Below are 12,024 nucleotides of genomic sequence, written 5' to 3' on the forward strand. Positions count from 1 at the left end.
CGGCCGGGGCGGGTTCACGCGTTTGGTCGCTTTTCGGGTCCATCTTCAGCTCCGCCAACAGGCTCTGATGTGTGGTGAGGTGGTGGGTCGATCCAGTACCGCTCTCGCTGGAACGGATAACCCGGCAAGGGAACGCGGCCGGGATCGCCGTCCGCTACCCATTCGATCTCGCCGCCTCCGGCCCAGTGGGCGGCCAGGTCTCGCTCCGCCCCGGCTGGGCCCTCGACGGCGGTTCCGTTCGCCAGCAACGCATCGAGCGCGGCGACCGCCGACGCGATCGAGTCCGCCACCACGGCGGCCCGGCACGCGAACGCTCGCCGCACCGAAAGCGTGTACGCCACGTCCCCGAGGTCCGGCGCGTCTGTGGCGAGCCGGTCGCGCAGCAGGGACACCGCCTCTCGCAACGCCTTCGCGTCACGCGCGGACACCGGCAGTACGGACGGACCACTCCCCGCCTGCCGTGGTGGGACGGCAGGGGCTTCCTCCACGATCACGTGCACGTTCGTGCCGCCCATGCCGAACGAGCTGACCCCGGCCACCCGCCGCTCGCGGGCGGGCCAGTCGGTGGCCTTCGCCGGGACGTACCAAGGGCCGCCCGCCAGGTCGACCTCCGGGTGCGGGACCGTGAAGTGCAGGCTCGGCGGAATGACGCCGTGCCGCACCGACAACACGGCCTTGATCAGCCCGGCGATGCCCGCCGCCGCGTCGAGGTGCCCGATGTTCGTCTTCACCGAGCCCAGCGCGCACGTTTCCGGCGGCGCGTCCCGGTAGACGCGGTTGAGCGCGGCCACCTCGATCGCGTCGCCGAGCGGGGTGCCGCTGCCGTGGGCTTCGAGCAGCGCGACCTCGTTCGGGGCGACCTCCGCGACGGCCAGCGCCTCGGCCACCGCGGCCGCCTGCCCGGCCGGTCCCGGCACTGCGTAGCCCGCGCGGTCCGGGCCGTCGTTCGTGATCGCCCAGCCGGGCAGCACGGCGTAGACGTGGTCGCGGTCGGCGAGTGCGTCCGCCAGCCGCCGCAGCACGACCACCCCGGCGCCCGAGCTGAACCCGGCGCCCGCCGCGGCGGCGTCGAACGCACGGCACCGGCCGTCCGGTGAGGCGAGCCCGCCGCCGCGGTACCGCGGCCACGTCACGTTCGCCCCGCCGGCCAGCGCGACGTCGCACCGGTAGTCCGCGAGGCTCTGCGCGGCCAGTGCCACCGCCGCGAGCGAGCTGGAGCACGCGCTCTGCACGGCCACCGCCGGCCCGGTCAGCCCGAGCCGGTAGGCGACCTGGCCTGGCAGGTGGTCGGCGAGCTGACGGCCGGTCAGCCGCCCCTCCCAGTCGTCCGGGTCGACGTCGCCGGTCACCGCCGGGTTGCCGAACAGGTGGAACAGGAAGTAGCGGTTCACCGAGGCGGCCGTGAACACCCCGACGGGCCCGGTCTCGGCGGCGGGGTCGCGTCCCGCGTCCTCCAGTGCCTGCCACGCCGCTTCGAGGAACAGCCGGTGTTGCGGGTCGGTTCGCGCGGCCTCGTCGGCGGTGAACCCGAAGAACCCGGCGTCGAACTCCTCGACACCCTCGATCCGGCCACCCGCCCGCACGTACGCCGGGTCGGCCCGCAGGCCCGGCCCGACACCCAGCGCCGCCAGCTCGTCGTCGGTGTAGTCGTGGATCGAGTCGACGCCCGCGCAGAGGTTCCACCAGAACGAGGCGGCGTCCGGCGCGCCGGGGAACCGGCAGGCCAGCCCGACGACGGCGATGAGATCCCCGGCCGGCTCCTCCGCGGTGACCGGCGGAGGAGTGTCCGAAGTGGACTCCGTGAGCCAGGCAGCCTGCCCGGCGATCGTCGTGCGCTCGAACAGCGCGAGCAGCGGAACGTCCACCCCGAACTCGTCGGCCAGCCGCACCTGCACCCGGCCGAGCCGCAGCGAGTCGCCGCCGGCGTCGAAGAACGCCTCGGTACGCCCGACCCGGTCACGGCCCAGCACCGCGCACCAGATCCGGTGCACGCGTTCCTCGGCCGGGGTCAGCCGCTCGGTTGGGACGGTCGCGGCCGCCCGCGGGTCCGGCAGCGCCCGTTCGTCGAGTTTTCCGGTGACGGTCAGCGGAAAACCGTCCAGCACCGCGACGGCCGCGGGGACCGAGTAGCCGGGCAGGACGTCCGCCAGCGCGGCCCGCAGCACCCGGCCGTCCGGACGCGGGCCGGCCGCGGTCACGTAGGCGAGCAGGTCGCCGTCACGCACGATCGCGCGGGCTTCGGCCACGCCGGGCTGTTCGGCGAGCCTGGCCTCGATCTCGGTCAGTTCCACCCGGAAGCCGCGGACTTTGACCTGCCGGTCGAGCCTGCCGAGGCAGACGAAGTTCCCGTCCGGTAGCAGCCTGCCGAGGTCGCCGGTCCGGTAGCGACGGCCGCCGTCGGCTGTCACCCCGAACGCCGGGCTCGGCTGGTCGAGGTAGCCGTCGACGAGGTGTCGCCCGTGCACTTCGAGTTCGCCGCTGTCCAGCACGGTGAGGGTGAACCCGGGCAGCGCGCGCCCGATCGGCAGCGGCCCGTCGGCGTCCTGGCCCAGCTCGGCGGCGGTCGTCCGGTACTGCGCGGCGAAAGTCACCTCGGTGGCGCCGTAACCGTTGACGAACACGCACTCCGGCGCGAACCGGCCGCGGCGGACGTCGGCGTGGGTCGCCTGCTCGCCGCCGAGCAGCACGGTCCGCACGGACGGGAGGCCGGTCTCGCCGAGGACGTCGAGCAGGTGCCGGTAGACCGTGGGCGTCGAGTGGTAGACGGTCACCTCGTGCCGGGCCAGTTCGCGCGCGGCGTGGGCGAGGCCGTGCGCGCGCAGGTCGATCGGCACGAGCGCGGCGCCGCTGAGCAGTGCCGGGTAGAGGTCCGGGATCGCCGCGTCGAAGCCGAACGACGCGAGCAGGCTGAGCCGGTCGGCCGCGGTGATGCCGAGCGCGGCGATCTGGTTGTCGACGACGTGCAGGAGGTTGGGGTGGGTCTGTGCGACGGCCTTCGGCAGGCCGGTGGATCCGGAGGTGAACAGCACGTACGCCGGACTGTCCGGATCGGACTCGGGCACCGGGAGCGGCGCGGTCTCCGTACCCGAGCGCACGAGCCGCGCGGATCCCGTGCGACACAAGAACTCCGCCAGTTCGACATACTCCGGATCCGCGAGCACGGCGGTCACCCGCGCGGCCGCGAGCTGGTACTCGAGACGCTCCCGGGGGAAGGTCGGGTCCAGCGGGACGTAGGTGCAGTCCGCGGCGAGGGTGCCGAGGATCGCCGCGATCGCGGCGCTGCCGTGCCCGGTGACGAGCCCGACCCGCTCCCCCGGCCGGACACCGGCGTCGCGCAACCGCAGCGCGCGGCCGCCCGCGAGCCCGGCGAGCCGGGCGTAGGTGAGCCCTGTGCCGTGCTCGAAGACCGCGATCCGGTCGGGCGATTGCCGGGCGTGCATGTCGAATCGGCTGACGCAGCCGGCTTGTGTCATCGGGCGTCGAGCAGTCGCTCCGAGGTTTTTCGGGCGCGCCACAACAACGGTGTGAACTTCATCTTGCTCCCCAGTAACCGTGCAGGTGAAGAATTACGCAAGGTTAAGACGATCAGCCGCGCCGAGGAATACGAATTTCGTTGATTTAGTCCGAATGGCCTACGATCTTGGACCATACGTTGCAGATATCCACGTCTTCCAGCCCAATCCGCGACCTGGTCCGCATTTTGCGCCCGACTTTTCGGCCACCATCGACACTCGATTGACTACATTTAGTAATGCGTCGGATATTAACCGACACTGTGTCGACGAATACGTTTACGAACAACCGGCAGCAAATTCACCGAAATCGATTCAGAAATACGATTCCCGATCGCGCGGGATTTCCCGGAGCCCGATCGCGGCATCCGAGAGAAACTTACGTCCGTCGTAAAGTTACAATCGGCATATACTTGTCCAGGACTCGTCGGGTCGGTCACGTTGCCGTGACGCCAGGGGCACGCTTCGACCGGACCACCATCACCGGGCCTTCGGCGACCTCTAGGTTCTGACTCGCCGTGACCGTTTCGAACCGCGCACTATGCGGCATGAGCGGGCGTTTGGTCAGTGCGCTTGGGCACCGTCGGCAAGAATGATTCTCATGATGGGCAGCAGGCGTCCGGGGGCGACTTCACGTTCACCCACGCGTTGGGCGCCCATGTGCAGATAGAACGGCTCAGCGTGGGGATCGGACTCCAGCTCCAGCTTGCGGAAGCCGCGTTTCCTGGCCGCACTGGTCGCATGGTCCCACAGCCTGCGTCCCAGCCCGGTACCGATCGCGTCGGGCTCGACGAACAGATCTGCCAACTCACCGCCCGGCGGCGTACCGCCAAGCTGGTAGTACCCAAGCAACCTCTCCCCGCGTTCGGCGACGATGACCTGTTCACCACGGATCTGTTCCGGTCGCACGGTCAACAGGTCACGAACGCGGTCGAGAAACTCCTGCTCGTAACCCCAATATGCCTTCGACCGACGCGCCAACGCCGTGATGTCGTCCGCTTCGTGAGGTTCAGCCGCACGCAGTCGCACCTGGTCCATGATCGTGATTATCCAGATCCCTGCCGATCTCCGCGCCGAATTTCGCGTTCCCTCGTCCGTACCGACGAGGCCGTACGAGGTGACACGGCGAGAACGAGCAACTCGTCCATCCCCAGGCCTCACAAGCATTCGCACACCGGCATGACCGCGAGTCTGGTCGCTGCGTATCGACCGCCTCGCGGCATGACCGGACATGTCACGGCGTCTCGGTCAGGCGGCCACGCACATCGCGGAGTTGGTAGACAGGACGGGTGAATTCCTTCTACCACCTGTGCTTCGTCGTTCAGGACATCGGACGGGCGACCGAGGACCTCACCCGCACTCTGGGCGTGACCTGGAGTCCAGTCCGCGCGGGCACCCTCGGGGACTGGGACTACAGCATCGTGTTCTCCGTCAAGGGACCGCCGTTCTTCGAGGTGATTCAGGGCCCCGTCGGCAGTCCGTGGGATGCGACCGAAGGTTCCCGCTTCGACCACATCGGATACTGGTCCAAGGACGTCACGGCGGACAAACAGCGCCTGGTGACTCGAGGCGCACCGATCGAGTTCGACTCGTGCCCTTACGGTCGCTCCTTCACCTACCACCGTCTCGACAGCATCGGAGCCCGGATCGAATTGGTGGACCTCGCGGTCCAGCCGGGGTTCCGCGACACCTGGGCCCAGGACACAGCGGCGATGCCGGCGCTCGACCTCGACGATCCAACCGCCGGACTGTGACGGTCACGTCGACCATCCGCACGTGCACTCGGACGCTTGGTCCGCGGCAGAAGAGTGCGTTGGTTCTGGCCGGCGAGCCTCTGGATGATCATCGGGGCGCCGCACCAACCAGCAGCCGGTATGAGCCCAGGTCCATACTGTCCATGGCCAGCAGATCAGTGTGCCGGCGATGCCGACGGCCAGTGGTCAGATCGGACCGCAGCCGTTCCGGCGCGGGCTCCAGCGCCTGTTGGTCGAGCAGCGCGATGCCGGACATCGCAGCGTGTCGGCGTACGCCTGAATGTGCTCACCCCCGTAAAGGAGAACGCGCTCAGATGGCGATAGGCCTCACTAGTCCACTATGGACGATGCTGACCGTGACGCGGAATCGGGCGATGGCCGAGCCACCGGGGTCAGCGCACGGTGATGACTAGTTTGCCTGTGGTGTGGCCGGTCTCTCCCAGGGCGTGGGCTCGGGCGCCTTCGGCGAGGGGGAAGGTGCCGGAGACGTAGGCGCGGAGCTTTCCCTGGTCAGCAAGTCCGGCGACAGCGCGGATTCCGGCCTGGTCGTGCTCAACGAGCAGGGTGACGGCGCGGACCTGCGCCTTCTCCGCGGCGGCCTGGGTGTCTTCGGCGTACGGAGCCAGGGACACCAGGATCCCACCGGGACGGAGCACGCCCACCGAACGGGTCGCGGTTGCCCCGCCGAGGGCGTCGAGGACGACGTCGTACCGCTGTTCGGTGTCGGTGAAGTCCTCAGTGCGGTAGTCGATGCAGGCATCCACGCCGATCTCGCGCAGGAAGTCATGTTTGGCGGCACTCGCGGTCCCGGTGACATGCGCGCCGCGCTCCTTGGCGATCTGCACCGCGAGATGACCGACACCGCCGGCCGCGGCGTGGATCAGCACCCGTTGCCCCGCCCGCAGGTCCGCGGTGTCGACGAGAGCCTGCCAGGCGGTGAGCGCGGCCAGCGGCAAAGCGGCCGCCTGGACGTGGTCGATCCCGGCGGGCTTGGCCGCGAAGGCGCGGGTGGGACCGGTCACGTACTCCGCGTGGGAACCGGCGCCGTAGGGGTAAGGCAGCATGCCGAACACCTCGTCACCGGACCGGAACAGGGTGACGCCGACGCCGGTCTCCACCACGGTGCCGGAGACGTCCCACCCCAGGGTCATCGGCGGTGGCGGCAGGAAAATGTGGTGAGCGCGGTGTTTGAAGTCCGTGGGGTTGAGTCCGGCCGCGTGCACGGCGACAAGGATCTCTCCCGGGCCGGGCGCGGGCCGCGCCAACTCGGTCAGCCGCAGGACGTCGGGGCCGCCAAGGGCGGTTTGGCGCAAGGCGAGCATCACCGGGGTGCCCGTGGAGCCGGGGTGTTCAGCGGTTTCGGTCGAGGTCATGTGGTCATCCTGGCCGGACGCCCCGATCCGCGACGATGGCAAGAAGGTCATCTTCCGATATGTTCTTGCCATGTCCTCCGACTCTGCCGTCCCTCGCGCCGCGTCGTCCCAGGCCCGTGACCTCGCCGACCGCGCGACCGAACTCGACCGCCGGATGCGCCGCCCGCGACCGGACGCACACAAGGTCGTCGTCCTTGTCCTCGACGGCGTCTACCCCTTCGAACTCGGCATCCCGCACCGAGTTCTGGGATCAGCCGGTGGCCGCTACGAGGTACTGTCCGCGAGCGTGGACGGACAGCCCGTACGCACCGACGCGGACCTGACCGTCACCCCCGGACACGGTCCCGAGGTACTGCCCGAGGCGGACACCCTCGTCATCCCGCCGTACGCGATCTTCCCGGCCTCGGCCGCCTCCCCGGACCCGCGGGCCGTCGCAGCCCTGTCCCGCGTGCGCCCTGGCACCCGTTTGGTGTCCATCTGCACCGGTGCCTTCCTGCTGGCCGCGGTTGGTCTGCTGGACGGGCGGCGGGCCACCACCCACTGGGCGCTGGCCGACTACTTCCGGGAACTGTTCCCGGAAGTCGAGCTCGATGCCGGCGTGCTGTTCGTCGACCACGGCGACGTGCTGACCTCAGCCGGGGCGGCGAGCGGGGTCGACGTCTGCCTGCATCTGGTGCGCCAGGACCACGGCAGCGAGGTGGCCAACCAGGTCGCCCGCCAGTGCGTCATGCCACCGTACCGGGACGGTGGTCAGGCGCAGTACATCGAAAAGCCCGTGCCGTCGGCGAGCACGTCCGGCACCGGGCCGACGCGTGACTGGGCACTGCAGCGCCTCGAATCGCCGCTGTCGCTGGACGAACTGGCCACCCACGCGGCGATGAGCACCCGTACCTTCGCCCGGCGCTTCCGAGAGGAGACCGGCATGAGTCCCGGTCGCTGGCTGACCCAGCACCGGCTGCGGCGGGCGCGGCACCTGCTGGAGTCCAGCGACCTCCCGGTGGATCGAGTCGCCCACGAGGTCGGCTTCGCCACCGCCACCTCGCTTCGTCGACACCTGGCGGCAGAGGCGGGGGTCGCTCCGTCGACCTACCGGCGCACCTTCCGCGCGTCGGACCCGGCTCCGGACGCGACCAGGTAAAACCAAGCTCAGCACCCGCAACACCGACCGGCTGAGCACGTTCGCCTGTCCGTGCCTGAACACTTCTCTCCGCGCGCCGACACAACGCGAACACCGGCTGATCCCAGGCCAGCACCACCTGCCGCCGCGACACCCGACGCAGCTCGGCGACGGCTCGCACTGCCTGCCTGGCCCCAGTCGGGCGTTGCTGGATCATCCCCCATGCTGGCTCGACCGCGACCACCCTCCGGTTCGCGGGCTCATACGATCCCACCGACCGCCTGTTCTGGCTGGCCGTCAAGCCATCACAAGCATTCGCACATCGGCAGAAGCGGAAGTTTGACGAACGTGCCCGCTCGGCGGCATGAGCGGATGTTCAACGGTGAACGAACTCTGTTCCTTGGGCTCGTAACGGGCGTTTGGCCATCGCCGGGCACGGGCCCCGGCGATGGCGGTGGCTTACAGGTCGCTGCCGGAGAGCGCCTGCGCCACGGTGAGACTGTCCTCGTAGACGTGGTATCGAGCGATCAGGCCATTGTCGATGGTGAGGTGCAGCGCGCAGCGGGCGATGTAGGCACTACCGGTGGCCTTCACGGTCTGGCGGATCTCGCCGAGCACCACGGCGTCCGGGCCGTCGACGAGGATCCGGGGCGCGACCCCGCCACGCTTTTCAGGCACGTGGAACGTGTCGAGCGCGCGGAAGTGGTCGGCCACCTCGGCGCGAGTCGAGCGAGGCCTGATCCATGGCACAGCCGGGTGCCCTTCGGCGGGCCAGTCCAATTGCCAGTCGACGGCATCGGCGAACAGCTCGGCGATCTGCTCCGGCTTCCCCTCGGCCAGGCGGGCAAGGAACTCCGTCACGACGGCGCGGGTGGCCGCCTCGGCGCCCGTGAACTGGTAGTCACGCTGCATCCGCCCGTCCTCGCCGAGCAGGGCGAACACGACGCCGGTCCACACGGGTTCACCGCCGACGGCGGGAACCATGTGCACGGTGAAGGTGACGGCATCGTGGTGGTGTAGGGCGTCGTTCGCCGCCACGAAACGGAATCCGCCGGTCGCGACGAACTGTTCGTGCGCATCGGCGACGCGGGCCTGGATAGCGTCATGCCCGCGGTAGTCGGCGGAACTGATGAACTCGACCCCGTCCTCGCCCCACAGTGCGGCGATGGCCGCACTGCGCCGAGCGGGGTCGGGCTCGTTCCACACGGCGGCGTAGCGGCTGACGAACGTCTCGATGTCGGTGGTGCTGGTCATGGCCGAAACGCTAGCCAGCCTTCCCTGACATCTTCTGTCAGTGGGGCAGGGCACAATTCGGGTCATGCGCGCCAGCCGCCTGGTGTCCCTGCTGTTGCTGCTGCAGACACGGGACCGGATGACCGCCCAGCAGCTGGCCGACACCCTGGAGGTCTCTGTACGGACCATCTATCGGGACGTGGAAGCGCTGAACGCGTCAGGTGTACCGATCTACGGCGAACCCGGCAACGAGGGTGGTTACCGCTTGCTGGAGGGCTACCGAACCCGGTTGACCGGTCTGACCGCCAGCGAAGCCCAGATGTTGTTTCTGACCGGTTTGCCCGCGGCGGCCGCCCAGCTGGGCCTGGCGACCGCGGTGACCAGTGCGCGGCTCAAGCTCACCGCCGCGCTGCCCGCCGAGTTGCGTGATCGCGCCAACCGCGTCGCTGACCGGTTCCACCTCGACGCGCCTTCGTGGTACCACGAAGGCGATCCCACGCCCCACCTGGCTGTGGTCGCCGACGCCGTGTGGAATCAGCACACTCTGCAGATCCGCTACCTGCGCTGGACGAAACCGCAGGAGATCACCCGGATCGTCCAACCGTATGGTCTTGTCCTCAAAGCCGGCCACTGGTACCTCGTGGCCCGGCACCCGGGCCAGTTCCGCACCTACCGGATCTCCCGCATCCTCGACGCGCACGCTCTGCCCGATTCCTTCGACCGCGTCGAAGACTTCACTCTCGCCGGCTACTGGCACGACTATCTTGAGCACTTCGACCAGCGCCGACACCAGCACCAGGCAACGCTGCGGGTCTCCCCCCGCGGCCTTGACCTGATGCCCTACCTGGTGGAACCGGCCGTGGTCCACGCCGCCCGGCAGACCTCGACAGGGCCGGACCCGCAAGGCTGGACCCAGATCACCATCCCCATCGAGTCGGTCGAAGCAGCCCTCCCCGAACTGCTCAAACTCGGCGCCGACGCCGAAGTCCTCGCACCCGAAAACCTGCGCGCCCACATCATCCGCACCCTACGAGCGATGAATCACGTCTACGAGTCCACAAACGCCCCGGTCACGAGTCCCCGCCAGCCCCGACGCCGCTCCGTCGACCAACTTGGTCGGGCTAGAGCTGCGGACGTTCAATGACCAGGCCCGCTCCGCGGCAGAAGAAGACGTTCGGTGGCACGTGGTCGGCGGGACACCCGACCGTGAGCTGACCGGCCAGCTGTCCGACCTCACCAAGCCCTCGGGGACCGCGTCCCGCGTGTGGTCTGCACCGAAGGTCGGGGCCCCTGCGCGCAGGGGCCCCGGCTAGACGGTTGATTCCGTGAAAATCACGTGAAGCTCAGCGAGGCACTGTGACTGCCCATAGAGGACGCTTTGCGAGTCAAATCGTCCGATTAGATGCCACACGTCCGTATCGCCAAGGTCGTGAAGGCCTCCTTGCCTACCCTCAAGGTAGGCAAGGAGGCCTTCACGACTTTGGTTCGCGTCCTTGAGGAGGCCTCGCAGACCCGGTAACACGGGCAGTCGATGATCAATCGACCAATTCGACACAGCTAGTGTCCTTTATGGACAGCCAAGGGAAGGATTCCCGCGGGGTTGCACTTCACGCGATCTTCACGGAATCACTCATCTAGAGGTCGATGATGAGCTTCAGGACCAGCTCTGAAGCGTTGTGCATGAAGTTGTGTGTGGTGTCCCAGGCATGCACTGTGACCTGTTCGTCGGCGCGTGCTTTCGCCGTCATCGCCGCGAGCGGGGATTCGCCAGGCCACGCTGTTGCTTCGACATAGTGCTTGACAGGTACGCGGCGCCACGCCCCCGTGAGTTTTGAGGCTTGCATCAGTGTGGCCAGCGGGTGCGGGCGTGCACGCTTATCGAAAAACGGCAAGGGGTCAACGAAAGCTCCGGTACGGGCCGACCCGTCGACGTACCAGCCATGTTCCTCGTCGTTGGTCATCGACCAGCTGGAATCCCCATTTTCGGGCATCAGAGCGTCCAAGTAGACCAGTGCTCGGATTCGGTCGCATTCGGCGTCCGCGACACCGCTGATGATGCTTCCGCCGTAGCTATGGCCGACGAGGACCGCATCGCGCGTGCCGTCCGCCTCCGCCGGAACTGCCCGCAGTGCCTGGATGGCCTGGTGCACATGGTCGTCCAGGGTGATCACCTGTGGTGGCGGGTTCGCGTCCGGATCCAGGCCCAAGGGAGTGAGCGCGATGACGGTGTGCCCGGCCTCCTTGAGAGCGGGGACTACGGGGTCGTACCACCAGCCGCCGTGCCAGGCGCCGGGTACCAGCAGATAAGTGGTCACGGGTGGATCTCCTTCCGGCGCGGGCCAGTGATCATGATAGACACGCTGGCTCACACGCATTCGGACGGCATGACACCCAGCATCTCTTGCCGCCGCGAACCTCAAATTCTGTGACGCTCGCTCATCGGCATGAGCGCGCGAGATGCGGAATGAGAGGAAGCTGCGTCGTAACCCGCTGCGTGAGAACCGCCCGAGAACCCGGTCGCCGCCAGCAGATCGGCAGACGAGATCGTGCGTAACGCCGGAGGGTTCCCGAAAAGTTGGCCCGATGGCCGCTCATCGTGGGACGCTGGCTATCAGGGACCGGGTCGCAGCTAGCCGTCCCGCCCGCAACATGATGGGTTTCGTGAACGATCTGCAGGAGGACGCATGCGCGGGCCGGAACGTTCCAGGAACGCGGCCTACCTGGCCCGAAATGATCCGCGGACCTACGTGGCCCAGGTGGGTGAGCACAACGCCGAATGGCTCCTCAGCCTGGACGAGCCATCGGGCATTACCCGTAAAGGCAAGGCCGCGGTAACCCTCACAGCCGCCGCTGTGGCGTACATGCAGCAACGCCCATACCTACACGACTGCCACATCAATGCCGCCATCACACAGATTTTCTTCGAAGGTGAGCCGTATCCAGTGAGCCAATGTTGACACTTCGTTGATGTGACCGAGTCAGCCGTGGTCCACGATCGCCCGGTGGTGACGATGGTGGATGCTGATCGCGCCTGA

Annotated in this window: 10 protein-coding genes; 4 read left to right on the top strand and 6 right to left on the bottom strand. The window is 68.3% G+C overall.

What is annotated here, in order from left to right; genetic code table 11:
* Positions 1 to 14: 14 nt before the first annotated feature.
* Together ACLARN_RS16005 and ACLARN_RS16010 are read right to left on the bottom strand one after the other, a co-directional pair.
* Positions 15 to 3,440: a beta-ketoacyl synthase N-terminal-like domain-containing protein gene (locus ACLARN_RS16005; protein WP_409492188.1), complete on the bottom strand. Its 3,426-nt coding sequence runs from the start codon at positions 3,438 to 3,440 to the stop codon at positions 15 to 17.
* A 636-nt stretch (positions 3,441 to 4,076) separates the two neighbouring features.
* Complete coding sequence (locus ACLARN_RS16010; protein WP_409492189.1) at positions 4,077 to 4,550, bottom strand: GNAT family N-acetyltransferase; 474 nt, start codon at positions 4,548 to 4,550, stop codon at positions 4,077 to 4,079.
* A gap of 251 nt (positions 4,551 to 4,801) precedes the next feature.
* On the opposite strand from ACLARN_RS16010, the gene ACLARN_RS16015 reads away from it, so the two are divergent.
* Positions 4,802 to 5,266: a VOC family protein gene (locus ACLARN_RS16015; protein WP_409492190.1), complete on the top strand. Its 465-nt coding sequence runs from the start codon at positions 4,802 to 4,804 to the stop codon at positions 5,264 to 5,266.
* An 88-nt stretch (positions 5,267 to 5,354) separates the two neighbouring features.
* Here ACLARN_RS16015 and ACLARN_RS16020 read toward each other — a convergent pair whose 3' ends face one another.
* Positions 5,355 to 5,522 (bottom strand): hypothetical protein, encoded by a 168-nt coding sequence (locus ACLARN_RS16020; RefSeq protein WP_409492191.1) that lies wholly within the window; start codon positions 5,520 to 5,522, stop codon positions 5,355 to 5,357.
* A 136-nt stretch (positions 5,523 to 5,658) separates the two neighbouring features.
* On the bottom strand, positions 5,659 to 6,588 hold the full coding sequence (locus ACLARN_RS16025) for an NADP-dependent oxidoreductase (RefSeq protein ID WP_409492400.1): 930 nt from the start codon (positions 6,586 to 6,588) through the stop codon (positions 5,659 to 5,661).
* Between the two features lie 205 nt (positions 6,589 to 6,793).
* On the opposite strand from ACLARN_RS16025, the gene ACLARN_RS16030 reads away from it, so the two are divergent.
* Complete coding sequence (locus ACLARN_RS16030) at positions 6,794 to 7,777, top strand: GlxA family transcriptional regulator (RefSeq protein ID WP_409492401.1); 984 nt, start codon at positions 6,794 to 6,796, stop codon at positions 7,775 to 7,777.
* Positions 7,778 to 8,215: 438 nt separating this feature from the next.
* Here ACLARN_RS16030 and ACLARN_RS16035 read toward each other — a convergent pair whose 3' ends face one another.
* Positions 8,216 to 9,010, bottom strand: a complete 795-nt coding sequence (locus tag ACLARN_RS16035) for a nuclear transport factor 2 family protein (RefSeq protein ID WP_409492192.1) — start codon at positions 9,008 to 9,010, stop codon at positions 8,216 to 8,218.
* A 64-nt stretch (positions 9,011 to 9,074) separates the two neighbouring features.
* On the opposite strand from ACLARN_RS16035, the gene ACLARN_RS16040 reads away from it, so the two are divergent.
* A complete protein-coding gene (locus tag ACLARN_RS16040; protein ID WP_409492193.1) occupies positions 9,075 to 10,133 on the top strand; it encodes a helix-turn-helix transcriptional regulator in 1,059 nt (352 codons plus the stop codon).
* Between the two features lie 490 nt (positions 10,134 to 10,623).
* On the opposite strand, the gene ACLARN_RS16045 is transcribed toward ACLARN_RS16040, so the two are convergent.
* Positions 10,624 to 11,304, bottom strand: a complete 681-nt coding sequence (locus ACLARN_RS16045) for an alpha/beta fold hydrolase (RefSeq protein ID WP_409492194.1) — start codon at positions 11,302 to 11,304, stop codon at positions 10,624 to 10,626.
* 369 nt (positions 11,305 to 11,673) lie between these two features.
* On the opposite strand from ACLARN_RS16045, the gene ACLARN_RS16050 reads away from it, so the two are divergent.
* Positions 11,674 to 11,946: a hypothetical protein gene (locus tag ACLARN_RS16050; protein ID WP_409492195.1), complete on the top strand. Its 273-nt coding sequence runs from the start codon at positions 11,674 to 11,676 to the stop codon at positions 11,944 to 11,946.
* The last annotated feature ends 78 nt before the right edge of the window (positions 11,947 to 12,024 follow it).

Origin of the sequence: Amycolatopsis sp. cmx-11-12 (genome assembly GCF_046269425.1) — a bacterium.
In the GTDB taxonomy this organism is placed as follows: domain Bacteria; phylum Actinomycetota; class Actinomycetes; order Mycobacteriales; family Pseudonocardiaceae; genus Amycolatopsis.

Excerpts from the sequence above, each read along its gene's own strand:
- ACLARN_RS16025 (WP_409492400.1), bottom strand. The coding sequence starts at position 6,588 with ATGCTCGCCTTGCGCCAAACCGCCCTTGGCGGCCCCGACGTCCTGCGG.
- ACLARN_RS16030 (WP_409492401.1), top strand. The coding sequence starts at position 6,794 with ATGCGCCGCCCGCGACCGGACGCACACAAGGTCGTCGTCCTTGTCCTC.
- ACLARN_RS16040 (WP_409492193.1), top strand. The coding sequence starts at position 9,075 with ATGCGCGCCAGCCGCCTGGTGTCCCTGCTGTTGCTGCTGCAGACACGG.
- ACLARN_RS16020 (WP_409492191.1), bottom strand. The coding sequence starts at position 5,522 with ATGTCCGGCATCGCGCTGCTCGACCAACAGGCGCTGGAGCCCGCGCCG.
- ACLARN_RS16005 (WP_409492188.1), bottom strand. The coding sequence starts at position 3,440 with ATGCACGCCCGGCAATCGCCCGACCGGATCGCGGTCTTCGAGCACGGC.
- ACLARN_RS16050 (WP_409492195.1), top strand. The coding sequence starts at position 11,674 with ATGCGCGGGCCGGAACGTTCCAGGAACGCGGCCTACCTGGCCCGAAAT.
- ACLARN_RS16035 (WP_409492192.1), bottom strand. The coding sequence starts at position 9,010 with ATGACCAGCACCACCGACATCGAGACGTTCGTCAGCCGCTACGCCGCC.
- ACLARN_RS16010 (WP_409492189.1), bottom strand. The coding sequence starts at position 4,550 with ATGGACCAGGTGCGACTGCGTGCGGCTGAACCTCACGAAGCGGACGAC.